23 protein-coding genes are annotated in these 25,938 nt (G+C 71.3%); 13 read left to right on the forward strand and 10 right to left on the reverse strand.

Annotated features, from left to right (window positions below; translation table 11 throughout):
• Both A6R01_RS10320 and A6R01_RS10325 read left to right on the forward strand, forming a co-directional pair.
• Nucleotides 1-183: hypothetical protein (locus A6R01_RS10320; RefSeq protein ID WP_292605531.1), on the forward strand; the 183-nt coding region annotated here is incomplete at its 5' end.
• 63 nt (nucleotides 184-246) lie between these two features.
• Nucleotides 247-996: a DUF3105 domain-containing protein gene (locus tag A6R01_RS10325; RefSeq protein ID WP_292605533.1), complete on the forward strand. Its 750-nt coding sequence runs from the start codon at nucleotides 247-249 to the stop codon at nucleotides 994-996.
• 28 nt (nucleotides 997-1,024) lie between these two features.
• Here A6R01_RS10325 and A6R01_RS10330 read toward each other — a convergent pair whose 3' ends face one another.
• The gene (locus A6R01_RS10330; RefSeq protein ID WP_292605535.1) at nucleotides 1,025-2,092 is read right to left on the reverse strand and encodes a mannose-1-phosphate guanylyltransferase; all 1,068 of its coding nucleotides are present in this window, start codon (nucleotides 2,090-2,092) and stop codon (nucleotides 1,025-1,027) included.
• Nucleotides 2,093-2,125: 33 nt separating this feature from the next.
• On the opposite strand from A6R01_RS10330, the gene A6R01_RS10335 reads away from it, so the two are divergent.
• The gene (locus tag A6R01_RS10335) at nucleotides 2,126-2,815 is read left to right on the forward strand and encodes a TIGR03089 family protein (RefSeq protein ID WP_292605537.1); all 690 of its coding nucleotides are present in this window, start codon (nucleotides 2,126-2,128) and stop codon (nucleotides 2,813-2,815) included.
• A gap of 31 nt (nucleotides 2,816-2,846) precedes the next feature.
• On the opposite strand, the gene A6R01_RS10340 is transcribed toward A6R01_RS10335, so the two are convergent.
• From A6R01_RS10340 to A6R01_RS10375, 8 genes are all read right to left on the reverse strand, one after another.
• Nucleotides 2,847-5,591: an FG-GAP-like repeat-containing protein gene (locus A6R01_RS10340; protein ID WP_292605539.1), complete on the reverse strand. Its 2,745-nt coding sequence runs from the start codon at nucleotides 5,589-5,591 to the stop codon at nucleotides 2,847-2,849.
• Between the two features lie 152 nt (nucleotides 5,592-5,743).
• Nucleotides 5,744-6,547, reverse strand: coding sequence for an ABC transporter ATP-binding protein (locus A6R01_RS10345; RefSeq protein ID WP_292605541.1), 804 nt, complete (start codon nucleotides 6,545-6,547; stop codon nucleotides 5,744-5,746).
• The gene (locus tag A6R01_RS10350; RefSeq protein WP_292605543.1) at nucleotides 6,544-7,425 is read right to left on the reverse strand and encodes an ABC transporter permease; all 882 of its coding nucleotides are present in this window, start codon (nucleotides 7,423-7,425) and stop codon (nucleotides 6,544-6,546) included. Before A6R01_RS10350 ends, A6R01_RS10345 begins: the two co-directional genes overlap by 4 nt.
• Nucleotides 7,418-9,424: a glycosyltransferase gene (locus tag A6R01_RS10355; protein ID WP_292605545.1), complete on the reverse strand. Its 2,007-nt coding sequence runs from the start codon at nucleotides 9,422-9,424 to the stop codon at nucleotides 7,418-7,420. Before A6R01_RS10355 ends, A6R01_RS10350 begins: the two co-directional genes overlap by 8 nt.
• Entirely contained in the window at nucleotides 9,421-10,605 is a 1,185-nt protein-coding gene (gene glf / locus A6R01_RS10360) for a UDP-galactopyranose mutase (protein WP_292605547.1), read from the reverse strand. The genes A6R01_RS10355 and glf overlap by 4 nt, the downstream gene beginning before the upstream one ends.
• Before the next feature lie 6 nt (nucleotides 10,606-10,611).
• Nucleotides 10,612-11,532, reverse strand: coding sequence for a glycosyltransferase family 2 protein (locus A6R01_RS10365; RefSeq protein WP_292605549.1), 921 nt, complete (start codon nucleotides 11,530-11,532; stop codon nucleotides 10,612-10,614).
• Nucleotides 11,529-12,461 carry a glycosyltransferase family 2 protein gene (locus A6R01_RS10370; protein WP_292605551.1) on the reverse strand — a complete coding sequence of 311 codons (933 nt, stop codon included), beginning with the start codon at nucleotides 12,459-12,461 and terminating at the stop codon, nucleotides 11,529-11,531. Before A6R01_RS10370 ends, A6R01_RS10365 begins: the two co-directional genes overlap by 4 nt.
• A 118-nt stretch (nucleotides 12,462-12,579) precedes the next feature.
• The gene (locus tag A6R01_RS10375) at nucleotides 12,580-13,827 is read right to left on the reverse strand and encodes an HNH endonuclease signature motif containing protein (RefSeq protein WP_292605553.1); all 1,248 of its coding nucleotides are present in this window, start codon (nucleotides 13,825-13,827) and stop codon (nucleotides 12,580-12,582) included.
• Nucleotides 13,828-14,252: 425 nt separating this feature from the next.
• Between A6R01_RS10375 and A6R01_RS10380 the strand changes: the two genes are divergently transcribed.
• The 10 genes from A6R01_RS10380 (at nucleotide 14,253) to A6R01_RS10425 (ending at nucleotide 24,964) form a co-directional block, all read left to right on the forward strand.
• Nucleotides 14,253-14,381, forward strand: coding sequence for a hypothetical protein (locus A6R01_RS10380; RefSeq protein ID WP_292605555.1), 129 nt, complete (start codon nucleotides 14,253-14,255; stop codon nucleotides 14,379-14,381).
• A gap of 64 nt (nucleotides 14,382-14,445) precedes the next feature.
• Complete coding sequence (locus A6R01_RS10385; RefSeq protein WP_292605557.1) at nucleotides 14,446-15,525, forward strand: acyltransferase family protein; 1,080 nt, start codon at nucleotides 14,446-14,448, stop codon at nucleotides 15,523-15,525.
• A gap of 20 nt (nucleotides 15,526-15,545) precedes the next feature.
• Nucleotides 15,546-16,496: a DUF808 domain-containing protein gene (locus A6R01_RS10390; protein WP_292605559.1), complete on the forward strand. Its 951-nt coding sequence runs from the start codon at nucleotides 15,546-15,548 to the stop codon at nucleotides 16,494-16,496.
• A gap of 187 nt (nucleotides 16,497-16,683) precedes the next feature.
• Nucleotides 16,684-18,135, forward strand: coding sequence for an adenosylhomocysteinase (gene ahcY / locus A6R01_RS10395; RefSeq protein ID WP_292605561.1), 1,452 nt, complete (start codon nucleotides 16,684-16,686; stop codon nucleotides 18,133-18,135).
• A gap of 79 nt (nucleotides 18,136-18,214) precedes the next feature.
• Nucleotides 18,215-18,928, forward strand: a complete 714-nt coding sequence (gene mtrA / locus A6R01_RS10400; RefSeq protein WP_292605563.1) for an MtrAB system response regulator MtrA — start codon at nucleotides 18,215-18,217, stop codon at nucleotides 18,926-18,928.
• 11 nt (nucleotides 18,929-18,939) lie between these two features.
• The gene (gene mtrB / locus A6R01_RS10405) at nucleotides 18,940-20,538 is read left to right on the forward strand and encodes an MtrAB system histidine kinase MtrB (RefSeq protein WP_292605565.1); all 1,599 of its coding nucleotides are present in this window, start codon (nucleotides 18,940-18,942) and stop codon (nucleotides 20,536-20,538) included.
• The gene (locus A6R01_RS10410) at nucleotides 20,535-22,310 is read left to right on the forward strand and encodes an LpqB family beta-propeller domain-containing protein (RefSeq protein ID WP_292605567.1); all 1,776 of its coding nucleotides are present in this window, start codon (nucleotides 20,535-20,537) and stop codon (nucleotides 22,308-22,310) included. Before mtrB ends, A6R01_RS10410 begins: the two co-directional genes overlap by 4 nt.
• A 96-nt stretch (nucleotides 22,311-22,406) precedes the next feature.
• Nucleotides 22,407-23,156 carry a ComF family protein gene (locus tag A6R01_RS10415; protein WP_292605569.1) on the forward strand — a complete coding sequence of 250 codons (750 nt, stop codon included), beginning with the start codon at nucleotides 22,407-22,409 and terminating at the stop codon, nucleotides 23,154-23,156.
• Between the two features lie 384 nt (nucleotides 23,157-23,540).
• A complete protein-coding gene (gene raiA / locus A6R01_RS10420) occupies nucleotides 23,541-24,185 on the forward strand; it encodes a ribosome-associated translation inhibitor RaiA (protein WP_292605571.1) in 645 nt (214 codons plus the stop codon).
• Nucleotides 24,186-24,277: 92 nt separating this feature from the next.
• Complete coding sequence (locus tag A6R01_RS10425) at nucleotides 24,278-24,964, forward strand: response regulator transcription factor (RefSeq protein ID WP_348695937.1); 687 nt, start codon at nucleotides 24,278-24,280, stop codon at nucleotides 24,962-24,964.
• A 414-nt stretch (nucleotides 24,965-25,378) separates the two neighbouring features.
• Here the strand turns inward: A6R01_RS10425 and A6R01_RS10430 are convergent.
• A partial coding sequence (locus tag A6R01_RS10430) for an HNH endonuclease signature motif containing protein (RefSeq protein WP_292605575.1) occupies nucleotides 25,379-25,938 on the reverse strand: 560 nt, incomplete at its 5' end.

Genomic DNA, 25,938 nt, shown 5'->3' on the forward strand with positions numbered 1-25,938 from the left:
GCGGTGACCGGCCGCACCTGCCGCGAGGAGGGGCCCGAGCCGGGTGACGCGCTGGTCGTGCCCGTCGCGCCCGGCGACGTACGCCTGCTGGAGGTGCTGGCCTTCGCTCATGGCTGGCTCGTGGAGGCCGATGACACGGGAGATGCCGACGTCGGGGCACGCCTGCGACCGCTGACTCCGTAGACTCCCCCGCGACATCCGCGCAACACCCCATCGCACCACCGCACACCCGAGGACTGCCGAACCGTGGCCAAGACCGTCAAGTCCGAACGACAGGCGAAGCTCGACAAGATCCGCAAGCAGCAGCGCGGAGCCGAGAGCCGCCGCAGCTTCGCCATCATCGGCACCTGCGCGCTCATCGCCGTGGTCATCGTGGCCGCCGCCGCCTACCAGCCGATCAAGAGCTGGTGGGACCAGCGCGGCTTCTCCGACACCGACCTGGCCGCCATCGGCGCCCCCGCCTCGGTCTGCGGCGAGATCACCACGAAGTCCGCCGAGGGCAGCGGCAACCACGTCGACGATGGCCAGCAGGTCTTCTACGACGACGCCCCGCCCGCCTTCGGCCAGCACTGGAACGTCTTCGGCAAGGCGCCGGTCCCGATCGGCCGCGAGTTCTACACCGAGTCCGACCGTCCCGAGCTCGAGCAGCTCGTGCACAACCTCGAGCACGGCTTCACGATCCTGTGGTACGACGAGACCGTCGCCGAGGACGCCGACCAGCTCACCGAGCTGCGTGCGATCGCCCGCAAGTTCTCCGACACGACCGACCGGCGCAACGCGTTCATCGTCGCGCCGTGGACCGAGGAGGACGGGGCGGACTTCCCCGACGGCCAGCACGTCGCCCTGACCCACTGGTCGGTCGGCGGGGTCGGCGAGACCGACGGCGAGCAGGTCGGCGTGTGGCAGTACTGCGAGGCGCCCAGCGGCGAGGCCGTGGACACCTTCGTCCGCGACTACCCGCAGCAGGACAGCCCGGAGCCCGACGTCGCGATGTGAGCCGCGCGGGCCGGCTCACACGATAGCCTCACACGAGGTCGGCCCGGCCGGACTCCTTCAGCGCGGCCACGACGGCCTTGACCTCCTGCGCGCGGGCACGGGAGGTCACCAGCACCGCGTCCGGGGTGTCGACGACCACGACGTCCTCGAGACCGACGACGGCGATGGTGCGGCCCCCCGTCACCACCAGGCCGGTCGCGTCGACCGCGTGCACCGCGGTCGCGTCGCCCAGCACGGTCACCGGGTCCTCGCCCTCCAGCAGGGTCGCCAGCGAGTCGAAGTCGCCGATGTCGTCCCACGCGAAGGACGCCGGCACGGTGGCGACCCGGCCCGCGTCGGCGGCCGGCTCGGCCACCGCGTGGTCCAGCGCGATCTTCGGCAGCGAGGGCCACTCCTCGGTCAGCGTGTCCGGGGCGGCGGCGATGGCCCGCAGCGACGCGGCGAACTCCGGGTGCCACTCGCCGAGCAGGTCGAGCAGCACCGTGGGGCGCACGACGAACATGCCGGCGTTCCAGCGGTAGCCGCCCTCGGCGAGGTAGCCGGTCGCCACCTCCACCGACGGCTTCTCCACGAACGCCGCCACGCGCTGGGCGCCCGGGTGGCCGTCGAGCCCGTCGCCGGAGCGGATGTAGCCGAAGGCCGAGGACGGGAAGGTGGGCTCGATGCCGAGGGTGACCAGCCAGTCCTCGCGTGCCACCGCGACGGCGGTCCGCACGGCGTCGCCGAACCCGTCGGGGTCGGTGATCACGTGGTCGGCGGCGAAGGAGCCCATCACCGCGTGGGGGTCGCGCCGCTCGAGCAGGGCGGCGGCCAGCCCGATGGCCGCCATCGAGTCGCGGGCCGAGGGCTCGGCGATGATCGAGTCGGCCGGCACGTCGGGCAGCTGCTCGGCGACGGCGGCGGCGTGGGCGGTGCCGGTGACGACCACGATGTGCTCCCCCGCGAGGGGCACCAGCCGGTCGTGGGTCTCCTGGATCAGCGTCCGCCCGCTCCCCCGCAGGTCGCGGAGGAACTTCGGCGCCGTGGCCCGGCTGACCGGCCACAGGCGGGTGCCGGCACCGCCGGCGGGGACGACGGCCCAGAAGTTGTCGATCATGGCGCCAACCCTAGGGGCGCCTAGGGTCGTGGTGTGACCACGTTCGCCGATCTGCTCGCCGCCCAGGTCCGCCGGGACCCGGGGCGCCCGTTCCTCACCTTCTACGACGTCGCGACCGGTGAGCGCACCGAGCTGTCGCTGACGACGTACGCCAACTGGGTGGCCAAGGCCGCCGGGCTGCTGGAGGACGAGCTGGGCCTGGACCACGAGGACGTGCTGCTGGTCGACCTGCCGTGCCACTGGCTGGGCCCGGTCTTCCTCGGCGCCGCCTGGAGCGTGGGCCTCGAGGTCGCGTTCCCGGGCGACACCGCGTCACCGGACGCCGTCGTGTGCGGCCCCGACGGCCTGGACAGCTGGGGCCCCCGCGCCGGGTCGCTGCCGGTCGTGGCCTCCGCGCTGCACCCCCTGGGCCTGCGCTTCAGCGACCCGTTGCCGGCCGGCGTGCACGACCTCGGTGTGGAGATCTGGGGCCAGCCCGACGCGTACGCCGGGTTCAACCCGCCCGGGCCGAGCGAGCCGGACTGGGAAGCGGCCGCCACCGGGAGTCTCCTCACCGACGGCGGCCGCCTCCTGTCGACGCAGAACCCGGCTTCCCCACCGGGGATCTGCGTCCTCACCGAGCCGCTGGCACGCAGCGGCTCGCTGGTCCTGGTCGTGGGTGCCGACGACGACCGGCTCGAGTCGGTCGCGACCGACGAGCGCGTCACCGCGCGGCACCTCTGAGCTTCCCCACTCAGTCCACCAGGTCGTCTGTTCAGTCCACGAGGTCGTAGACCTCCGCTCCGTCGGCGATGACCCGCGGGCTCTTGAACCCGTTGGCGCGGCTCTCGACGAGCAGCAGGCGACCGGTGCCCCGCTCGCGGACCACCAGGTCGGGCCGGTCGCGCAGCGTGACGTCGGGGACGCCGGTCATCAGGTCGTAGTCGGAGAGGTCCAGGGAGAGGGTGCGGCCGCCGGTCAGCCCGCCCGGCCCGTTGCCGGTGTAGACGAGCAGGTCGTCGCCGCGCCGGACCAGGGTGTCGGGGGCACCGTCGGAGTCCCAGCGGCCCACGCCGACCTGGCGCGTGCCCGAGAGCGCCGAGTGCGCCTGGTACGACGGCCCGAGCGGCTCGAGCCCGCGTCCGGGGTAGATCCGCATGGCGCCGCCGCTGGGCTGGCCCATCAGGTCCGGCCAGCCGTCGCCGGTCATGTCGCCGACGACTTCGAGCATCCGCACGTCGCCCATGCGGTGACCGATCTTGACCGCCTTGGCGAAGCTGCCCGTCCCGTCGCCGCTGCGGACCTTGACCGCGCCCTTCTTGCGCTGGCGCACGATGAGGTCGCCGTGGCCGTCGCCGTCCCAGTCGCCGGCGTTGAGGACCAGGTCGGCACCCTTGGCGCGCACGTTAGTCTCCACCACGGCGCCGGTGTCGAAGGTGCCGGTGCCCGTGAAGACGAGCATCTCGTCCCCGCGCCGCGACACCAGGTCGGGGGCCGGTGAGCCGGTCACGTCGCCGGCGCCGGCCAGGTCGCCGCGGCCCTTGAGCCGCTTGACCGGGCCCCGGGCCGCGCCGACGGTGCCGTCACCACGGCCCGGGAGCACGTAGGCGTGGCCGCCCTCGCGGCGCACCACGAGGTCGACGAGGCCATCGCCGTTCCAGTCCGCGGAGCCGGTCACCGCGTCGTAGCGGGGACCGCCCTGGACCAGCACGCTCGGGGTCCCGGTGCCGCCGACGGGCAGCAGCCACAGGGACCCGGCACCGTCGCGGGCGACCAGGTCGCCGACGCCGTCGCCGTCGAGGTCACCGGCGCCGGCCAGCAGGTCGTAGCCGCTCCAGTCGCCGCTCATGGCCGAGGAGGCGAAGCCGCCGTTGCCGCGACCCCGGAACAGGGTCGGGCGGCCGGTGGACTCGTCGCGGCCGACCAGGTCGCCGAGGCCGTCGCCGTCCACGTCGCCGGGCGCCGCGAGCAGGTCGTGGCCCCGGGTGACCCCGGCGGTGCGGAGCACCCGGCCGTCCACCCGGACCTCGACGGAGCCGTCGGCGGTGCGGCCGAGGAGGTCGGGTCGCCCGTCACCGGTCAGGTCCGGCGAGACCAGCGTGGCGGCGTACGAGCCCCAGCCGGTGGAGTCGACGACGGGCTTGCGGACCTTGGTGAGGCCGCCGGTCGGGATGACGACCACGCGGTGGTCGCTGGCGCGACGCGCGACCACGTCGGGGTGCGGCGTGCCGAGCAGGTCGGCGTCGAGGTCGCGCCCTTCCCAGCCGGTCTGCGCGGCGGCGGCGAGGCTGCGGATGTCGCCGAGGCGGGCGTAGAGGTACTTCCCCGGGCAGGCGGTCGAGCCGGCGTCGCGGTGGCCGTTGATCGCCGGAAACGTGTCGCTGCCGACCTGCTGCTTCGTCGAGGACGCGTCGACGCCGTGCAGCGAGAGCTTCCAGGCGAAGAGCGCGCCGTAAGCCTCGACCATCGCCTGGCTGGGCTTGACCTGCTCGAAGTTGCCGATCGCCGACATCGCGAACGCGTAGTCGTTGTAGCCCAGGGTGTGCGCGCCGACGACCGGGCGGTCGACGCCGCCGTAGCGGCCCTCCCAGATCCGGCCGAAGCGGTCGACGAGGAAGTTGTAGCCGACGTCGGACCAGCCGCGGGACTTCGTGTGGTAGGCGTAGATGCTGCGCAGGATGCCCGGCACCTCGTCGCGGCTGTAGTCGTTGGCGTTGACCGTGTGGTGCACGAAGCCGGCGTGCACCTCGTAGTAGCGCAGCGAGCCCTTGTCGCGCATGCTCTCGTCGGCGCCCCACTGGGCGCGGGAGAAGATCTGCGGCTCCGGGGTGACCCCGCCGCGGGCGGCGGGCCCGGCGGCCGAGGTCGTCTCCGCGGTGTCCAGCGCCGCGCGCTGGCTGACCGTGCGCGAGGGGGTGCCGGGGTCGATCACGGCCAGCCGCAGGTCGGCGGGCGCGGCGCCGGCGGCGTCGACGACCCGCACCTGGACCCGGTCGACGTCACCGACGTACAACGGCTCGGTGCCGGGGCGCGCCCGACGGCCCTCGCGGGTGTCGGGGTCGGGGCCGTGCTCGTCGTGGTACTCCAGTGCCGACCAGCCCGACCACTCGCCGTCGGTGAGGGTGCGGGCCGCGATGCTCAGGTCCTCCTCGGCGACCTCGGCGCCCGGCGCCCAGGTGACGCCGACCATGCCGTCACCGGTCACGGCCTCCGGCCGGCTCACCAGCCGCTGGCCGCCGCCGGGCACGGCACGGGCCGCGGCCGTGCCGGTCAGCGACACCTCGCGCACGACCGGGTCCACCACGGTCGCCGGCAGCGTCGCCGTGCTCCGCGCCACCTGGGCGTACGCCGACAGCACGCCGACCTCGGAGCCGGTGCCCGAGATCGTGACCCCGGCGGGCGGCTGGCGCACGACGTCGAGGCTGATCAGGCTCGCGGCAGGGGTGAGCACGGCGAGCACCGCACCGAGGGCCAGCAGCTGCTGGCAGGCGGTGACGAACCGTGACCGGAAGAGCGACATCGAGGACCTTTGCGTGCGCGGGGAAGTTCACACTGCGCGCAACTTTCACACGAGTCACACAGGTCACGGAAGAGTTCGTGAGTAACTACAAACGTGTAATTTCCACTCGACACGCCGAGGAGGTCCGGATTTCTTCGCCGGGCCGGCTGGCGTCAGACGTCGGCGCCGAGCTCGTCGTCGTCGTTGTTCTCGTCGTCGGAGTCGTAGTGGAGGTACTTGATGCCCTCGTCGACGTCACCGTCGAAGCCGAGCCGGCCGTTCTCCAGCACCAGGACCCGGTCGCACATGCGACGTACGGACCCGGCGGCGTGGCTGACGTAGAACAGCGTGCGACCGGAGTCGCGCACCTCCTCCATCTTGGCCATGCACTTGCGCTTGAAGGGCTTGTCCCCCACCGCCAGCAGCTCGTCGGCCAGGAAGATGTCGCAGTCGACGTTGATCGCGATCGCGAACCCCAGCCGCGAGCTCATGCCCGAGGAGTAGTTGCCGACGGGCGAGTCGAGGTGACGACCGATGTCGGCGAAGCCGGCGATGTCGTCGAAGCGGTCCTTGGTCTCCTCCTCGGTCAGCCCGAAGACCGCCGCGTTGAGGTAGATGTTGTCGCGCCCCGAGAGCTGCGGGTGGAACCCGGCACCGGTCGCGATGAGACCGGCGATCCGGCCCCGGGTCAGCACCTGGCCGGAGTCCGGCTTCATGGTGCCGTTGATCAGCGTCAGCAGGGTCGACTTGCCCGAGCCGTTGAGGCCCATCAGGCCGATCGACTCCCCCTGCTTGACGGTGAACGAGACGTCGTCGACGGCGTTGAAGTCGTCCTTGGTCTTCTGGCCGCGGAACTTCGCCACCGTCACCTGCTTGAAGGTGCGGTGGTAGCGCAGGCTGAAGGTCTTGGTGACGTTCTCGACGACGATCGACGTCTCGGGCGGGTAGCTGCTCGGGTTGCTCAGCGCACTGGTCACGTCAGACGCTCCGGGATCTTGTTCTCGAACCGGCGGAAGACCCACTGCCCCAGGAGCAGGACGACCACGGCCACCCCGAGCATCACCAGGCCGCGCGAGAACATCGCGTCGGGCATCTCGGTGAGCATGGTCCTCTCGGGGTCCTCGGTCGTGCCCACCCAGAAGGCGCGCTGCACGAGCAGCACGGCGTTCGAGAGCGGGTTCCACAGGTAGTAGGCGGCCGCGTCGCCGAAGCGCTCGTCGACGATCGAGTAGGGGTAGATCATCGGGACGCCGAAGCGCACGAAGTTGGTCAGGATGTTGACCACGCTGGCGAAGTCGCGGAAGTAGACGTTGGCGACGCTGAACATCAGGGCCAGCCCGGTCCCGAGCGCCATGATGATGCCCAGCGCCAGGAAGAACGCGGCGATGCCCAGCCCCGAGGGCGCCCAGCCGATGATCAGCACCGCGACCAGCAGGATCACCACCTGCGGGGCCACGTGGAACAACGAGACCATCATCGACGCGACCGGGAACATCTCCTTGGGCAGCGCCATCTTCCGGATCAGTGCCTTGTTGCGCACGATCGACCTGGTGCCCGCGTTGAAGGTCTCGGTGAAGAAGTGGACGACGATCAGGCCGCAGAAGACGTGGATCGCGAAGTTCTCGGTGCGGTCGCGCCCCAGCACCAGCACGAAGATGAAGGTGTAGATGAACAGCTGGGTCAGCGGGTTGATGTAGGACCAGATCAGCCCCAGGAACGACCCGGAGTAGCGCGCGTTGATCTCCCGGCGCACCAGCAGCTTGAGCAGGTAACGGCGCCGGAAGACCTCGAGCAGGCCCTGGGTCGCGGTCGGCGGCGCCAACGGCGCGTCGACCAGGTAGCGGCCCTCAGTCATCGGAACCCGAGCGATCCTGCCCCAGCCACGGCGACAGCGTCTGCTCCCAGGTCTCCGGCGAGGTGATGTCGCCGAGCGCGGCGCGGTACTCCTGCGCCAGGCGCGGCCACTCCTTCTTCAGCTGCTCGTGCAGCTTCAGCGTCTTCGTGAGCAGCTCGCGGAACTTCTCCGGGTCGCGCTGGTAGAACGCGGCGGACGTGCCGTCGTTCATCGAGACGATGGCGGAGTCGTAGGAGGCCAGGCGGTACCACTTGGCGTCCATGGCGCGGACCTCCGCCTCGGGGAACTCCCGGGACAGCTCGCGCGGCTTCTTCAGCTGGCGCAGCGGCTGCAGGCCGGCGCTGACCAGCTGCGAGACGCGGCTGGGCACCTCGGCGGAGTCGCGGCCCTTGCGGGGCGGCTTCTCCCGGCGTACGGGCGGGAAGGCGTCGCGGTCGACCTCGAGCTTGGCGTCCTGGAACGGCTTGCGGATCGCGTTGACGTAGGTGAGCGTCTCCGGCAGCCGCTGGTGCAGGTGGCCGGGCCCCGACAGCACGTCGAGCAGCGCCTGGTGACGCATCTCGACGGTGGAGTACTGCATGGAGACCAGGTGGGCGATCTGGTGGTTGCGGCTCTCGCGCACCATCCGGCCGCCGTTCGGGTAGGTCGAGTGCAGCAGCGCCGCGACGAAGCGGTTGCGCTGGTGCAGGTAGGCCTGCCAGTCGACCGCGTCGTTCTTGTCGGTCCACGGCACGTGCCAGACCGCGGCGCCGGGCAAGGTGACGGTCGGGAAGCCGTGCTCCCGAGCGCGCAGGCCGAACTCCGAGTCGTCCCACTTCAAGAACAGCGGCAGCGACAGGCCGACCTCCTCGAGGACCGCCCGCGGGATCAGGCACATGAACCAGCCGTTGAAGTCGACGTCCACGCGCTTGTGCAGCCAGCGCGCCGAGCGCAGGTTGCGTGCGGCGAAGTCCCAGTCGGGGAAGGTGTCGTTGGGGCTCTCCCACCAGAACTTCCACGGCTGGACGATCTCGCCGAAGCTGTGCAGCCGAGACCGGGAGTAGATGTTGAACATGTGCCCGCCCACGATCGTGGGGCGCTTGGCCAGGTCCGCGAAGGTGACGGCGCGGATGATGCCCTCGGGCTCGCACACGACGTCGTCGTCCATCATCAGCGAGTACGTCGCCGAGCCCCGCTTCACCGACTCCAGCTGCCCGCGGGCGTACCCGCCCGAGCCGCCGAGGTTGCCCTGCTCGAGCACGGTCAGCGTGGAGCCCAGCAGCTTCTCGGCGGTCGCGAAGTGCTCGGAGCCGGTCACCTTGTCGGTGCCCTGCTCCATCACCATCACGGTGTCGAGGTAGGGGTGCAGCTCCTCGGCCTCCCCGAGCTGGACGAGCAGCTCGGCGCAGAAGTCGGGGCGGTTCATCGTGGTGATCGCGATGTCGGTGGTGCCGTGCTCGGCGCGGCCCGCGGGGACCTCGGCGCTCCACTCGGCGGACTCGACGACGACGTCGCCGTCACCGGCCACGACGTCGTACCAGTACCAGCCGCCGTCGATGAAGGGCTTGAGCGTCAGGTCGAAGGTGAAGGTCTCCGAGGCACCGCCGGTGGTCTCTGCCGACTCGACGCGCTGGGAGTGGCCGCGCGCCATGGACTTGTAGACCAGCAGGGTCGCGCCCTCGCCGCGCAGGGTCACCGTGAGGCGGACGGCGTCGACGACGGTCCAGCGCCGCCAGTAGGAGGCGGGGAAGGCGTTGAAGTAGGTGCCGAAGGAGAGCTTCTCCCCCTGCGGCACCCGCAGCGCCGTGCGCGACTCGATCTGGTCGGGGTGCAGGCTCTTGCCGGTGCTGGTGGACTGCCGCACCGCGGCGTTGTTGAGGTCCTTGGCCGCCCGGTTGCCGCCGACCTCGTACTTGTCGGCGTCGAGGCGGGCCTCCTCGGTGTCGACGTAGAGGGCCATGACGTCGAAGTCGCGGTCCAGCGGCATGATCTGCCGCTGGAGCATCCTGCGCGTGCTCATGCCACACCTCCGCTGGCGAACGGCGCACCCTCGGCGAAGTGCGGCTTGATCTTGTTGTCGTACATCGACAGCGCCGAGCCGATGGCCATGTGCATGTCGAGGTACTGGTAGGTGCCGAGGCGGCCGCCGAAGAGCACCATGTCCTCGGCCTTGGCCTTCTCGCGGTAGCGCATCAGGATCTCGCGGTCGGCCGCGGTGTTGACCGGGTAGTACGGCTCGTCGCCCTCCTCGGCGAAGCGGCTGTACTCGTGGACCACGATCGTCTTGCCCGGCAGGTAGGTGCGCTCGGGGTGCAGGTGCTTGAACTCCAGGGTCCGGGTGAAGGGCAGCTCCTGGTCGTTGGCGTTGACCACGCCGGTGCCCTGGTAGTCGTCGACGTCGAGGGTCTCGGCCTCCAGGTCGATGGTGCGCCACGACAGCCGGCCCTCGGAGTTGTCGAAGTACTCGTCGACGGGGCCGGTGTAGACGACCGGGACCTTGCCGACGTACTCCTCGCGCACGTCGAGGAAGTCGACCTCGAGGCGGACCTCGATGTTGGGGTGGTCGGCCATCCGCTCCAGCCACGCCGTGTAGCCGTCGACCGGCAGGCCCTCGTAGGTGTCGTTGAAGTAGCGGTTGTCGAAGGTGTAGCGGACCGGGAGGCGCGTGATGATGTCGGCGCTCAGCTCGGTCGGGTCGGTCTGCCACTGCTTGGCGGTGTAGCCCTTGACGAACGCCTCGTAGAGCGGGCGGCCGATCAGGCTGATCGCCTTCTCCTCGAGGTTCGTGGCGTCCTCGGTGGCGATCTCGCTGGCCTGCTCGGCGATCAGCGCCCGTGCCTCGTCGGGGGTGTGGGACTTGCCGAAGAACTGGTTGATCAGCCCGAGGTTCATCGGGAACGAGTAGACCTGCCCCTGGTACTTCGCGAACACCCGGTGCTGGTAGTTGGTGAAGTCGGTGAACCGGTTGACGTAGTCCCACACCCGCTTGTTGGAGGTGTGGAACAGGTGCGTGCCGTACTTGTGCACCTCGATGCCGGTCTCCTCGTCGAACTCGGAGTAGGCGTTGCCACCGATGTGGTGGCGGCGCTCGAGGACGAGGACCTTCAGGTCCAGCTCGGTGGCGCAGCGCTCGGCGATGGTGAGGCCGAAGAAGCCGGAGCCGACCACGACGAGATCGGGGGCGGAGTCAGGAGCAGACACGATCGGTCAGTCTACGGACGACGGGGGCAGCGAGCGCATCCCCCACGCTGCGCGCATGGCTCGGATCACGTTGGCCGCCTCCGACCGTCCGCCGCGCACGGGCGCCAGCAGGAGGACGGCCAGCACGATGAGCAGCGGCTTGAGCCGGACGGCTGCGTTCTCGCCGTACCGCAGGTGCACCGCGAAGAGGTTGCGATACATGTAGAAGCCCTTCCACCCGGCCAGGTCGTGCTGCTGGTCGAAGTCGAGCTGGCGCACGAGCACCGCGTCGCGGACCGCCCAGATGCGCCGGCCGCTGCGGCGGGCACGGATGGCGAAGTCCACGTCGTCGTAGAAGATGAAGTACGACGGGTCGGGCAGCCCGATCTCCTCCACCACCGTGCGGCGCACCATGAAGCCCTCGAAGGCGACGTTCTCGACCTCGACCCGCTCAGGCATGGCCGCGCGGGTGCCGAAGTCCTCGACCATCCCGGTCTTGGGCTTGATCGCCCAGGGGTGGGTGAGGTCGAAACGGGTGGCGGCCTTCTCGCACAGCCGGCCGTGTGAGTCCTCGCGCACGCTGGTGAGGCAGTCCTCGTCCTGGGCCATGAGCACCGAGAGGCAGTCCGGTGCCGGGACGACGTCGTCGTCCATCAGCCAGGCGCGGTCCCAGCCCTGCTCGTAGGCGGTGCGCAGACCGAGGTGGAACCCGCCGGCGCCGCCGAGGTTCTCCTCGGTGCGGATGACCTGCAGCGGCAGCCGGCCGCGGGCCTGCTCGTCGGCGAGGACCTGCGGCGTGTGGTCGCTGCTGTGGTTGTCGACCACGATCACCGCGTCGGGGCGGTGCTCGAGCGCGGCCAGGCCGTCGAGCATCCCGGTGAGCAGGGCGGCGCGGTTGAAGGTCACCACGACGACGGCCACGGTCTCCCCGGTCTCGACGGTGGTCATCGCAGGTACCTCCGGTGGCCCGTGAAGTCGCCGCGCAGGCCGGCGTACGCCGCGCGGGCGCTGAGCGCGAGGCGTACCGGGTCGCGGCGGGTGAGGAGGTAGAACCACACGGTCTTGGCCCAGAAGAGCAGCACGTGCAGCCAGCCGCGGTACTCGCGCAGGTTGAGGGTGTTGTTGCGGGCCATGCAGTAGGCCTTGAGGTCGCTGGGGCTGTGGTTGTACGTCGTGCGGCCGGCCATCATCGGCGTCCCCAGCTCGCCCACGGACGGGTGGTGGACGCGCGCGTCCGTGACGGTCGCGATGCGGGCCCCGGCGCGCTCGGCGCGCAGGCGGTACTCGTGGTCGTCGCCCCAGATGAAGAACTCCTCGCGGGGGTGGCCGATCCGCTCGACCAGCTCACGGGTCACCAGCACCCCGTTGAAGGGGATGACGATGTCGTCGATGCGCTGACGCTCTCCCCCGGCCCGCTCGACGTCGGCCAGCGCCCGCACCACGCGGGTGCCGCCGGGCAGCCGGATCGGGAACACCAGCCGCCCCGGGTCCTGCTCGTCGACGACCAGCGGTCCCCAGAAGTCCAGGTCGTCCTCGCGCAGCAGCCGCTCGAGGCACTCGACCTCGGGCAGCCCGTCGTCGTCCATGAGCCACACGAGGTCCGCGTCGGTCTCCTCCGCGGCCCACCGCAGGCCGGCGTGGAAGCCCCCGGCGCCGCCGCGGTTGTCGGGCAGCGTCCTCGCCGTCACGTCGCTGCGGCCGGCCAGCCACTCCCCCGTGTCGTCGGTGCTGGCGTTGTCGACCACCAGCACCTCGACCAGCGCCGGGGTCCGCTCGCGCACTTCTGCCAGTCGCGCCACGAGGGTCTGGAGCAGATCGTGGCGATTGAAGGTCACGACGACGGCCACCACGCGGCGTACGGGCTGGTCGGTCGGCACGGGCGCCACCCTAGGAGAGTCGACGCTGTCGGGCACCACGGCACGCGCTGGCTGGCCTGCTGCCGTGACCCGGGGCACGCGCTGACGCAGAGCACGCCAGGACCTCAGCGCCCGCGCTTCAGAGCGTGGTGGTGCCGTCGGGGTGGACGAGGAACCGCAGGCTGTGGGGGCTGGTCCAGAGCCAGGTGGTGGGGGTGAGCTGCTGGTAGTCCCACCGCCCGTCAGGGGATGGGTGGGTCTTGGCTCGGTGATGTCGTCTGCACAACGGGGCGAGTCGGTCGGTGGCGGTCTGGCCGGGTGGTCCGCCCTGGTCGGGTGGGACGTACTCGTCGATGTGGTCGAGGTCGGTGCGTGCTGAGGTGCGGGTGCAGTGGGGGAAGACGCAGGTGGGGCGCTTGAGTCGCACGCGCTGGCTGATGCGGTCGGGGATCTCGTAGGAGTCGACGGCGATCTGGTCGGCGAGGTCGATGACCGGCTTCACGACCACCTGGGTGCCAGGCACTGACAGCCAGTCGCGGACCGCGTCGGCGGTGAGGGTCTGGTGGTGGTTCTCCACGCGGGCGAGGTGGAGGCCGAGCATCCCGGTGTCGGGGTCGAACTCAGGGGTGCCGGGTCCTTCGTTGCCACGGAGCGCTGCCTCGCTGAGGTGGATGTGGAGGACGACCTGACGGGTGCGGCTGGTGGGCTTCGTGGACTCGAGACGGCGCTGGCGCGCCTCCTCGACCGGCGAAGCCTCGTCGTTGGTGGTCAGGTCGAGGGTGAGGTCGCCGCGGGAGAGGAACCCGAGTGCCTTGGCGCGGCGGACGTCGAGGGTGTCGGTGGACCCGGCGGCGGCGAGCTGGTCGGCGATGGTGCGGATGGCGTGCTCGAGCTCCTCGGCATCGGCCCGGTCCAGCAGACCGGACAGGTGGACGCCGCTCGCGGTGCCGATGGACCAGGCGGTGGAGAGGTCGAGGGTGACGTGCAGCGTCGCTTGGGTGTCGGCCTCTTCCATCTCAGCCGTCTCGGGGTCGAACCGTGCGGCTGCTTCGGCGACGAGTCGCTTCACGGTGGTGAAGGAGGCGGTGTGGACGACGTGGGCGAGGTGGGCGTCGACGAACGCGGCTGCCTCCTGAGTGAGGGCGCGGGTGAGGTCGGTGACGCGGCGTACCCGCCAGACCTGGACCTGGCCGTCGAGGAGTCGCTGCCAGATCTTGGGGAGCCGGTAGCGGGCTTCGACGGCGTCGGAGAGCAGCATCCGGCCCGAGTCGGTGGACCTGCCCAGGGCGGCGGCGAGCTCGATGACCGCGAACTCCGAGATCTCCGGTGCACCCGGGCCGGCGAGCTCGAGCATGGTGTCGGCGCCGGGCATCCCGAACCGGGACACCCAGGCGTTCTCGGCCTCGGTGTGGGCGTCGTCGTCGGGCAGCCCGAAAGGTCGCGAATCTCGGTCAGCAGGTCACCGGTCGACTCCGCAGGAGTGACCTGCGAGGGGGTGTCGTGGTGTCCGAGTGCCATGTCCAGAGTTTACTAGAACACCAGTTCGAAAGGAACCCTGGATGCGGGCTCGGGGAGGAATCTGTGGAGGACGAATCAAGCGCAACCCAAGCGAGCACCCCAGCGGGCCGAAGGGGTCGAGCGAACCGCAACCAGGTACCGAATCCAACGCCCACCGCAAGCACGCCTTTGATCAATGCAGGACCTGCTGCAGCGCGAACGTCCAGGCGCCCACCCACCCCGACCACCGAGTCGACAAGGACCGGAGGGCGTGTCGTGAAAGGGGTTCACGAGGAACCCTCCAGTCGCGCCGGCATGAGGTTGCTCGTCGGCGTACGGGGTCTCGAGACGGCGCTGGCGCGCCTCCTCGACCGGCGGATGGGACGTCGCTGGCGCTCATCGCACCTCACCCAGCGGTGGGTGCCGTCGTTGGCGCTCGCCTGAGGAGTCGCTGAGAGGGGCATGCGTCACGTTTCGCCGCGGGGGAGGAGCGGGAAGAACGGTTCCCATGGCCTCTTCTCGAGACCCGTGGTTCGACAACGCCAAGATGGCGCTGGTGACCCTGGTGGTGGTGGGACACGCGTGGGTGGTGCTGCCCGACTCCACGACCAACGACCACCTCTACGACTTCCTCTACGCCTGGCACATGCCGGCGTTCGTCTTCCTGACCGGCTACCTCTCCCAGCGCTGGACCTACACCCGCGCGCGGATGTGGCAGCTGGTGCGCACGGTGGCCGTGCCGTATGTGCTCTTCGAGGCCGCGATCGCGATGTTCCGCATCCATGTCGGTGGCGAGGAGCTGGAGAACCTCTGGCGCGACCCGCACTGGCCGATGTGGTACCTCTCGGCGCTGTTCTTCTGGCGGCTGCTGACCCCGGTGTTCAAGAACATGTGGGGCGGCCTGGGGCTGGCCGTCGTCATCTCCCTGGTCGCGGGGCTGTACGCCGGTGACACGCTCGACGTGGCGCGGATCCTGGGTCTGCTGCCGTTCTTCGTCCTGGGCCTGAAGTCGACCCCGGAGCGGCTCGAGCTGCTGCGCAGCCGTGCGGCGCAGGTGGCGGCCCTCGGTGTCTTCGTCGGCATCTGGGTGCTGACCTCGCGCACCGACGACTGGGCGGGGACCGAGTGGCTCTACTACCGGGCCCGCTACGAGGAGCTCGACGTCAGCGACGGCCAGGCGTTCCTGACCCGGGCCGCGCTGCTGGTGCTCGGCACGCTGGGGACCTGGGCGTTCCTGGCGCTGGTGCCGCGGGTGCGCGGCTGGTTCACCGCGATGGGTGCCTCGACGCTGATCGTCTACCTCTTCCACGGCTTCGTGGTGAAGGGGTTGGGCTACGCGGGCTACGGCGAGCTGTTCGGCGACCACGTCGCGCTCGGGCTGGTCGTGACCACGCTCGGGTCGGTCGCGGTGGCGCTGCTGCTGGCCAGCCCACCGGTGGCCCGGGTGCTGCAGCACGCGGTGGATCCGCTGGGCTGGGGCGAGCGCCGGGTGAAGGACGCCCTGGAGGTGGCCGAGGCCAAGAAGGAGGCCGACGAGCTCGCGGCGCGCATCGAGACGCACGTGCAGCGGGAGACGGTCCGGGTCTGAGGCACCGCTAGGCTCCCGACGTGGCCGGTGGACTCTTCGCCCTTCTCGACGACATCGCGGCGCTCGCCAAGCTGGCGGCCGCCTCCATCGACGACGTCGGTGCCGCCGCCGGGCGCGCCAGCGCCAAGGCGGCCGGTGTCGTCGTGGACGACACGGCCGTCACCCCGCAGTACGTCCAGGGCGTGGCGGCCGAGCGCGAGCTGCCGATCATCAAGAAGATCGCGATCGGCTCGATCCGCAACAAGCTGCTGCTGATCCTGCCGGCCGCGCTGCTGCTCAGCGAGCTGCTGCCCTCCCTGCTCAAGATCATCCTCATGTGCGGCGGTGCCTACCTCTGCTACGAGGGCGCGGAGAAGATCTGGGAGAAGTTCGGCCCCGGCCACGGGCACCACGACGACGAGGCGCTGGAGAAGGTCGCCGCCGGCAACCCGGCCGAGACCGAGAAGACCCTCATCTCCGGCGCCATCCGCACCGACCTGATCCTCTCGGCCGAGATCATGGTGATCTCCCTCGACGAGGTGGCGGGCGAGAGCTTCTGGTCGCGCGCCGCCATCATGGTGGTCGTCGCCTTCTTCATCACCGCGGTCGTCTACGGCGTGGTCGCGCTCATCGTGAAGATGGACGACGTCGGCCTCTCGCTGGCCCAACGCTCCAGCGCCGTCGCCCAGCGGGTCGGCCGCGGGCTCGTGCAGGCGATGCCGCGGGTCCTCGAGGTCATCGGCGCCGTCGGCACGGCCGCGATGCTGTGGGTGGGTGGGCACATCGTGCTCGTCGGCTCCCACGACCTCGGCTGGCACGCGCCGTACGACGTCGTGCACCACCTCGAGGAGGCCGTGCACGACGCCACGGGTGCTCTCGGGTCGGTCCTCGGCTGGGTGACGAACACCGGCTGCTCGGCGGTCCTGGGGCTGGTCATCGGGGCCGTCCTGGTCGCGGTGATGCACCTGGTGCCGCGGCGCAACGCGCACTGACCCCCGGGCTGGTCCGCGACGGGTCGACGGCTGCTCGACGGCTGGCCGCTCCAGCCCACCACCCGCCGGGATTCCCGGTCGTCACGCCTGTCCGCCTACGCTGGACGGCGGACTGCGTGGGAGATCCCGACGGTGCGCAGATGCGCGACGCAGGCCTGGCTCCAACCCCCTGCGAGGAGACACCCTGATGGACTTCAAGGTCGCCGACCTGTCCCTGGCCGACTACGGCCGCACCGAGATCGAGCTCGCCGAGCACGAGATGCCCGGCCTGATGGCCATGCGGGAGCGCTACGGCGCCGAGAAGCCGCTGGCCGGCGCCCGCATCGCGGGCTCGCTGCACATGACCACCCAGACCGCGGTCCTCATCGAGACGCTGACCGCGCTCGGTGCCGAGGTCCGCTGGGCCTCCTGCAACATCTTCTCCACCCAGGACCACGCGGCCGCGGCCGTGGCGGTCGGCCCCGAGGGCACCGTCGACGCGCCCGCGGGCGTGCCGGTCTTCGCCTGGAAGGGCGAGACGCTGGAGGAGTACTGGTGGTGCACCCAGCAGATCCTCGACTGGGGCACCGACGAGGCCGGCGAGAAGCGCTTCGCGAACATGATCCTCGACGACGGCGGCGACGCCACCCTGCTGGTCCACCTCGGTGTCGAGGCGGAGAAGAAGGGCGAGGCGCCGGACCCGGCCACCGCCACGAGCACCGAACAGCGCATCATCTTCGAGGTGCTGCAGAGCAGCCTCGCCGCGAGCAAGGACCGCTGGACCAACGTCGCCCGCGAGATCATCGGCGTCACCGAGGAGACCACCACCGGTGTGCTCCGCCTCTACGACATGATGCGCGAGGGCTCGCTGCTCTTCCCGGCCATCAACGTCAACGACTCGGTCACCAAGTCGAAGTTCGACAACAAGTACGGCTGCCGCCACAGCCTCGTCGACGGCATCAACCGCGCCACCGACGTCCTCATGGGCGGCAAGGTCACCGTGGTCTGCGGTTACGGCGACGTCGGCAAGGGCTGCGCGGAGTCGCTGCGCGGCCAGGGCGCCCGCGTCATCGTCACCGAGATCGACCCGATCTGCGCGCTGCAGGCCGCGATGGACGGCTACCAGGTGTCGACCCTCGACGACGTCATCGAGATCGCCGACATCGTCATCACCGCCACCGGCAACAAGGACGTCGTCAGCGTCGACCAGATGCGCCGGATGAAGAAGAACGCCATCCTCGGCAACATCGGTCACTTCGACAACGAGATCGACATGGCCGGCCTGGAGACCTACCCCGGCGTCGTCCGCAAGAACGTCAAGCCGCAGGTCGACCTGTGGACGTTCCCCGAGGGCGAGGGCAACGCGATCATCGTGCTGTCCGAGGGCCGCCTGATGAACCTCGGCAACGCCACCGGCCACCCGTCGTTCGTGATGTCGAACTCCTTCACCAACCAGGTGCTGGCGCAGATCGAGATCTTCACCAAGCCGCAGGACTACCCCGTCGGCGTCTACGTGCTGCCCAAGCACCTCGACGAGGAGGTCGCCCGCCTGCACCTCGACGCGCTCGGCGTGCGGCTGACGACCCTGACCGACGACCAGGCGAAGTACCTCGGCGTCTCGGTCGAGGGGCCGTTCAAGTCCGACGAGTACCGCTACTGATCGATCGCGCACGGCGGCCCCGCGGTGTCGGGGCCGCCGTTCGCACGCCCGCCAGGGGGGAGGGTGCAAGATGGTGACCATGAGTGAGGCAGCGCCGCAGGACGACTACACGACCAAGGGTCGGGTACTCGTCGTCGACGACGACGCCTCGTTGGCCGAGATGCTCACCATCGTGCTGCGCCAGGAGGGCTTCGACTCGCGGATGTGCCTGCGCGGCGACGAGGCCGTCGAGGCCTTCCGCGACTACCGCCCCGACGTCGTCCTGCTCGACCTGATGCTGCCCGGTCGCGACGGCATCGACGTGTGCAAGGAGATCCGCGCCGAGTCCGGCGTGCCGATCGTGATGCTCACCGCCAAGGGCGACACCGTGGACGTCGTGGTCGGGCTGGAGTCCGGTGCCGACGACTACGTCGTCAAGCCGTTCAAGCCCAAGGAGCTGGTGGCCCGCATCCGTGCGCGCGTACGCCGCTTCGACGCGACCGCGCAGGCCGAGACGCTCACCATCGGCGACGTCCACATCGACGTTGCCGGCCACCAGGTCACCCGTGGCGGTCGCCCGGTGAGCCTGACGCCCCTGGAGTTCGACCTCCTGGTCTGCCTGGCCCGCAAGCCGTGGCAGGTCTTCAGCCGCGAGGTGCTGCTCGAGCAGGTCTGGGGCTACCGCCACGCGGCCGACACCCGCCTGGTCAACGTGCACGTCCAGCGGCTGCGCTCGAAGGTCGAGCACGACCCGGAGAACCCCGAGATCGTGGTGACCGTGCGAGGCGTCGGCTACAAGGCCGGCACCGCCTGAGCGGCCGACGGGTGGCCGCGCTCACCTTCTGGCGCCGCTCCATCCAGGCACGGGTGGTGGCCAGCACCCTCGTGCTGTCGTTCCTGGTCGTCAGTGTCGTCGGCTGGTTCCTGCTGCGCCAGACCCGCGACGGCCTGCTCGACGACCGGGTCGACGCCGTCGTCGCCGAGGCGCTCGACGAGACCGAGGACGCCCGCACCCGGCTGGCCTCGGCCACCCTCAGCGACGTCGACGCCGCCGAGCAGCAGCGGGCGCTGGTCGAGCCGATCATCCAGCGAGGCCTCTCGCGCGACTTCGCGGTGGTGCTGGCCGGCCCTGCGGGTCCCACGGGCGTCGCGGCGGACCCGGGCGGCGGCGGGGCGACGTACACCTTCGGCCTGGACCGCACGTCGGTGCCGGCCTCGCTGGTCGACCACTTCTCGACGGTCGCGACGCCCTCGTGGACCTTCACCACGATCCGCCGGCTCGCCCCCGACGGGGAGACGCCGGTCTCCGAACCGGGCATCGCGGTGGGCTCGCAGGTCACGCTCCCGGCCGACGGCCGGACCTACACGCTCTACCTCCTGTTCCCGACCTCCGAGGACGAGGAGACCCTGGCGCTGGTCACCCGGGCGCTGCTGACCGCCGGGGTGCTGCTGCTCCTGCTGGTCGCCGGCGTGACCTGGCTGGTGGCCCAGCAGGTCGTCACCCCGATCCGGATGGCGCGGCGGGTCGCCGAGCGGCTGGCAGCCGGACAGCTGCAGGAGCGCCTGGAGGTCTCCGGCGAGGACGACCTGGCCCGCCTGGCCACCTCCTTCAACCAGATGGCCTCCAACCTGCAGCGCCAGATCCGCCAGCTCGAGGAGCTCAGCCGGGTCCAGCGCCGCTTCGTCTCCGACGTCTCCCACGAGCTGCGCACGCCGCTGACGACCGTGCGGATGGCCGGCGACGTGCTGCACGACGCCAAGGAGTCCTTCGACCCGGTCACCGCGCGCGCGGCGGAGCTGCTGCAGACCGAGCTCGACCGGTTCGAGACGCTGCTCGCGGACCTGCTGGAGATCAGCCGCTTCGACGCCGGCGCGGCGCAGCTCGAGGTCGACGACGTCAACCTCGTCGACGTCGCCCACCGCGTCGTGGAGAGCACCCGGCCGCTGGCCGACCAGCGCGGGGTGCGGCTCGTCGTCCGGGCCCCGGACCGGCCCTGCCTGGCCGAGGCCGACGTACGCCGGGTGGAGCGCGTCCTGCGCAACCTGGTCAGCAACGCGATCGACCACGCCGGTCCGCGGCGCCCGGGCGCCACGCCCACCGTCGTGGTGCGCGTGGCCGGCGACGACCACGCCGCGGCCGTGGCGGTGCGCGACCACGGCGTCGGCCTGGCGCCGGGGGAGTCGGCGATGGTCTTCAACCGCTTCTGGCGGGCCGACCCCGCCCGTGCCCGCACGTCGGGCGGCACCGGCCTGGGGCTGTCGATCTCCCTGGAGGACGCCCACCTGCACGGGGGCTGGCTGCAGGCGTGGGGCCGCCCGGGCGAGGGTGCGCAGTTCCGGCTCACGCTGCCGCGGCGCAACGGCGACGCCCTGCGCCGCAGCCCGATCCCGCTCATCCCCGACGACGTCGTGGAGCCGGTGTGAGGCGCCGGGTCGCGGCCAGCCTGGTCGCCGTCTGCCTCGCGGCGCTGACGGGCTGCGTCGCGCTGCCCGAGGCCGGGCCGGTCGTCGAGGTCGAGGAGTCGGGCGGCTCGGCCACCGACACCGGCGGTGCCGCCGCCATCGATGCGCGACCTCCGCAGGAGGGCATGTCCGCGGCCGAGGTGGTCAAGGGCTTCCTCGACGCGATGCAGGCCTGGCCCACCGAGCTGTCGACGGCCAAGCAGTTCCTCAGCTCGGAGACCCGGTCGACGTGGTCGCCCGCGGGCACCATCGTCTACGAGGACGCGCTGCCGCCGGCGGGCGCTGCCGCCCGGATCGAGGTGCGGCTCGGCGGCGCCAGCCGGCTCGACGCGCGCGGCGCCTGGCAGGGCGACCTCGCCCCCGAGGACAGCATCCTGGGGTTCCGGCTCGTGACCGAGGACGGCGAGTACCGCATCTCCGACCTGCCCGACGCCCTGGTAGTCCCGGAGACCTGGTTCGAGCAGCGCTACCGCCGGGTGGCTCTCTACTTCCCCGACCCCTCGGGGTCGGTGCTGGTGCCGGAGCCGGTCTTCGTCGGCGACGACCCGACCTTCGCCTCCTCGCTGGTCTCCGGGCTGCTGCGCGGCCCGGGCCGCGCCCTGCAGGGTGTCCTCGGCACCCAGCTGCCCTCGGGGCTCCAGGTCGACCTGTCGGTGCCGGTGACCGACGGGCTGGCCGCCATCAGCCTGACCGGTGAAGCGAGCGCGTTCTCGCCCGCCGACACCGAGCTGCTCTTCGCCCAGCTGGCCTGGACGCTGCGCCAGGATCCCGACGTCGACGCCTTCACCCTGGCGATCGACGGTCGGCCGGTGCGGACCGTGGGCGGGGAGACGCGCATCCCCGTGGCCGTGGGCGACCAGCTGGACCCGGTCGGCTTCCAGACCGACTCGCTGCTGCACGGACTGCGCGACGGGCTGCTCGTCTCGGGGACGCCAGGCTCCCTGGACCCGGTCGGCGGCGTCATGGGTCGTGTCGACCTCGGCGTGCGCTCGGTGGCCGTGGACCTGCTGGGCACGCGCGTCGCCGCGGTGTCCGAGGCCGGCGGCACCGTCCTGCTGGCCCCGCTGACCGACGGCGAGGGGGTCACGCCGCGGGAGGACCCGTCGACCGACCCCGGCCTGCCCGACGTGACGACCGCGGCCGTCGGCACCGACCTGCTGCCACCGGCCTGGGACGTCCACGACCGGCTCTGGCTGCTCGACCGCACGGCCGATGGCGCTGTCGTCAGGTGGGTGCAGGGGGAGGACAGTGGCGTGCTGGACGTCCCGGGGGTCACCGGCGAGGAGGTGCGTGACTTCCTGGTCTCCCGTGACGGCACCCGCCTGGTCGCCGTGGTCCGCGGTCCGAGCGCCGACACGGTCCGGGTGGCGCGCATCCGCGGGGACGACAGCGAGCGGGTGACCGGGGCGACCCGGTCGCGCCCGCTGAACCTCGACGACGACCCGAGCCGACGCATCCGCGACGTCGCGTGGACGTCCACCACCACCTTGGCCGTGCTCAACCGGCTCACCGACGTCTCGGCCAAGGTCGTCACCGTCGGCGTCGACGGCTCGCCCGGCGGGCTGGACGGCATCATCACCACGTTGTCCGGCGCCACCGCCCTCGTCGGCTCACCGGCACGCGGCACGCGCGTCTACGCCGTGACCGACACCGGGCTGGCCGACCTCAACGCCACTGTCCGTGGGCCGCGGGTGCTCGACGAGGGCCTCACCTTCGTGACGTACGCCGGCTGACCCGCCGACCCTCCACACGCCCCGCTCCTGACCGGGTCCTCCACCGCCGTCGCCCGGTCGTCCCGACGGCGGTCCGGTAGGCGGTGGGATGCCCCCGTGGACCCGACCACCCTGCGCGACGGCGCCCGTGACCTGCTGCTCGGCGGCCGGTGCGCGGCCTGCGACCGACCCGGGGGAGTGCTGTGTCGCGCGTGCCGCGAGCGCCTGCTCCTCGACGCCCCGCTGACCCGCTCGCGCACCCGGCCGCGGCCCTGCCCGCCCGGCCTGCTGCCGGTCTGGTCCTGCGGCGGCTACACCGGCGCGCTGCGCGCGCTGCTGCTGGCGCACAAGGAGCAGGGGCGCCACCAGCTGACCGCGCCACTGGGGGCACTGCTCGCGCAGAGCGTCGCCGGGTTGGCGGCGGAGGGCGGCGTCGCCCCGGGCGCGGTGCTCGTGCTGGTCCCGGTGCCCTCGCGGCCCGCCGCGGTGCGGGCCCGGGGCAGGGACGCGATGCTGGCGCTGGTGCGGGCGGCGGCGCGCGAGCTCGAGCGGGGTGGGGTGCCGGCCCGCTCGGTGCCGCTGCTGGCCACCCGTCCGGGGGTGGCGGACCAGTCCGGGCTCGACACGGCCGCGCGCGCCGCCAACCTGCACGGTGCGCTGCGGGTGCGCCCGGGGCCCCTGCGACGGCTGGCCGGCGGCGTACCGGAGATCGCGGGGGCGGTGGTCTGCGACGACGTCGTGACGACCGGCGCCACGCTCGTGGAGGCGCAGCGGGCGCTGCGGGCCGTGGGGGTCCCGGTGCTGGGCAGCGCCACGGTGGCGGCGACCTCTCGGCGGGGTACCGAGGGGAGGGGACGGCGCACCTGAGGCTTTGCCAAGAGGGGTCCTCGTTCCCTTCCGTGCACCCGCCGTTGGGCCTATCGTCTCGTCATGGAGTCCGTCCGGGTCCGTGGTTGCGTCGTCAGGGCGCGTCGGTCCATCCGGACGCCCTCACGGCAAGCCGATGCCAGTCGCAGGCGAAACGGTCCACGTAACCGCCTCCGGGCGGGATCACGGTGCGGCTTAGACGTAAGTCCTGCCTCGACCAGGTCACCAGATGTGACCGATGTCGGGAGAAGGCCAGTAGTGGCAGAGAAGCTGCGAACGCTTCAGCAGGCGATTGTGGGGACGAAGACCAGGTCGGCCGGACGGACTCCTCCTGCCACACACCAACGGCGCACCACCGACGGTGCGCGCTGAGGAGGGATTGCCATGGACGTTGTCGTGACCGGTCGTCACTGCGAGATCAAGGAGGGCTTCCGGGCCCATGTCTCGGAGAAGCTGACCAAGCTCGAGAAGCACGATCACCACATCATGCGGGTCCACGTCGAGGTCGATTGCGAGCCCAACCCACGTCAGCACGACCGTGCCGTCCACGTGGAGCTGACCGCGTTCTCCAAGGGGCCGGTGATCCGGGCCGAGGCCGCCGCCGACGACAAGATGGGTGCCCTGGACCTGGCGCTGGACAAGATGGCCAGCCAGATGCGCAAGGCCGCTGACCGGCGGCGCGTCCACCGCGGCGGCAAGCGCCCGATGTCGGTGGGCCAGGCGACCGCCGGCCTCCCGCTGCCCGGTGAGGGCCCCGGTGGTCTGGTCGTCGAGGACGAGAAGCCCGCCGAGACCAGCGAGGAGCGCTACGTCGGCCCCATCGCGGTCACCGGCGACGGCCCGCTCGTCGTGCGCGAGAAGACCCACCCGGCCTCCCCGATGACCCTCGACCAGGCGCTCTACGAGATGGAGCTGGTCGGTCACGACTTCTACCTCTACGTCGACAAGGAGAGCGAGCGGCCCGCGGTCGTCTACCGCCGCCGCGGCTACGACTACGGCGTCATCTCCCTCGACCTCGGCGAGGAGTGAGCCCTCAGCTGAGACGCACCTGAGCCGCGCGGGCCAGCCCCGCGCACCGACGGATGACACGTTCGGGTCCCCCTGGGGGGCCCGAACGTGCCATGATTCGGCCCGTGTCCCAGAGCGAGAACGACGAGTCCGTCCGAGTCCTCGTCGTCGACGACCAGGAGCTGTTCCGCCGCGGCCTGACGATGCTGCTCTCCGTCGAGGAGGGCATCGACGTCGTCGGCGAGGCCGGTGACGGCATCGAGGGCACCGAGCTCGCGGCCTCCGCTGCCCCCGACGTGGTCCTGCTCGACGTGCGGATGCCCAAGCGCACCGGCATCGAGGCGTGCAAGGCCATCAAGGAGGCCGTGCCCTCGGCCAAGATCATCATGCTCACGGTCTCCGACGAGGAGGCCGACCTCTACGAGGCGGTCAAGAGCGGCGCCGCCGGCTACCTGCTCAAGGACTCCTCGATCGAGGAGGTCGCCCAGGCCGTCCGCGTCGTCGCCGACGGCCAGTCGCTGATCAGCCCCTCGATGGCGGTCAAGCTCATCGACGAGTTCAAGCAGATGAGCAAGCCCGAGCGCGAGCACATGCCCGGCCTGCGGCTCACCGAGCGCGAGCTCGAGGTGCTGCGCCTGGTCGCCACGGGCAAGAACAACCGCGAGATCGCCAAGGACCTGTTCATCTCCGAGAACACCGTGAAGAACCACGTGCGCAACATCTTGGAGAAGCTGCAGCTGCACTCGCGCATGGAGGCGGTCATGTACGCCGTCAAGGAGAAGCTGCTCGATCTTCCGTGATGGCGAAGCCATCTCGGAAGATCATCGGTGGTCGAGCGAGCGGCACGGCTGAGCCTGCGAAGCCGTGACCCGCGTGTCGAGACCCGGTGGCGCGGTCGACGACGGCGACCACCGTCGGTGCGGCGCCCGCAGCGCCGCGGAGTGCGGCGGTCGCGCGAGCGCCCTCGCCACATCTCAGGACGTCTCCGGTGCGGGTCGAGGCCCCGGGATCCGACTGTGAAGTGCTCTCGACACGCCATGCGTGACGTCTGCACTCCACATGCGTCTGTCAGACGAAGGGCACACGGTGCGGCAGAAGCGGACGTTCAGCGGCGCCGCCTGTAGCCGTCGAATTGGTGTCGGGGCTCGGCTTCGAGGGCGAACTGCTCCTGCACTTGCTCGTCGGAGAGGCGGATCTCCGAGAGGCTCGGCGACTCAGCATCTGAGGGTGAACTCGATCTGGTGGTCGGCCAGGACCCGTATCTCGTAGCGGGGGTCGTGGGCGGTGCGGTGGTGGGTGGGGCACAGCAGCCGGCCGTTGGCCAGGTCGGTGGTGCCGCCGGTGGCCCACGGCTGGTCGTGGTGGGCGTGGCAGAACCAGGCCGCGGTCCGGCAACCGACCGCGGTGCAGCCCTTGTCGCGGGTGGCCAGCGCGATGCGTTGGGCGCGGGTGAACAGCCGCTTGCGGCGGCCGACGTCGAGGACCTCGCGTCGGCCATCCAGGACGACGGGGACGATGTCGGACTCGCAGGCCAGCCGTCGGGCGGTGTGGGCGGCGATCCGGTCACCGGTGTCCAACGTGGCGGCTGCCAGGCCGCCGGTCAGGGTCTCGAGGGTCATGGTGACGACCACCGTCGCGCCGGTCGACATCTCCGGGACCTGGGAGCCATCAAGCTTCTCCAGCAGCTCGCAGAAAGCGGCACCGAGCTCGACGCCAGTGGCGGCCTTGACCGGCTCCGGTCGCCCACCCTCCACCGGGATCTCGCCCAGGGCGG

It is taken from the genome of Nocardioides sp. REDSEA-S30_B4 (assembly GCF_001627265.1).
Classification (GTDB): domain Bacteria; phylum Actinomycetota; class Actinomycetes; order Propionibacteriales; family Nocardioidaceae; genus Nocardioides.

Bases quoted from the DNA above. Each gene is read 5' to 3' on its own strand.
- ahcY (WP_292605561.1), top strand. From the start codon at position 16,684: ATGGACTTCAAGGTCGCCGACCTGTCCCTGGCCGACTACGGCCGCACC.
- mtrA (WP_292605563.1), top strand. From the start codon at position 18,215: ATGAGTGAGGCAGCGCCGCAGGACGACTACACGACCAAGGGTCGGGTA.
- A6R01_RS10425 (WP_348695937.1), top strand. From the start codon at position 24,278: ATGATTCGGCCCGTGTCCCAGAGCGAGAACGACGAGTCCGTCCGAGTC.
- A6R01_RS10385 (WP_292605557.1), top strand. From the start codon at position 14,446: ATGGCCTCTTCTCGAGACCCGTGGTTCGACAACGCCAAGATGGCGCTG.
- A6R01_RS10340 (WP_292605539.1), bottom strand. From the start codon at position 5,591: ATGTCGCTCTTCCGGTCACGGTTCGTCACCGCCTGCCAGCAGCTGCTG.
- A6R01_RS10380 (WP_292605555.1), top strand. From the start codon at position 14,253: ATGAGGTTGCTCGTCGGCGTACGGGGTCTCGAGACGGCGCTGGCGCGC.
- A6R01_RS10365 (WP_292605549.1), bottom strand. From the start codon at position 11,532: ATGACCACCGTCGAGACCGGGGAGACCGTGGCCGTCGTCGTGGTGACC.
- raiA (WP_292605571.1), top strand. From the start codon at position 23,541: ATGGACGTTGTCGTGACCGGTCGTCACTGCGAGATCAAGGAGGGCTTC.
- A6R01_RS10350 (WP_292605543.1), bottom strand. From the start codon at position 7,425: ATGACTGAGGGCCGCTACCTGGTCGACGCGCCGTTGGCGCCGCCGACC.
- A6R01_RS10330 (WP_292605535.1), bottom strand. From the start codon at position 2,092: ATGATCGACAACTTCTGGGCCGTCGTCCCCGCCGGCGGTGCCGGCACC.
- A6R01_RS10355 (WP_292605545.1), bottom strand. From the start codon at position 9,424: ATGAGCACGCGCAGGATGCTCCAGCGGCAGATCATGCCGCTGGACCGC.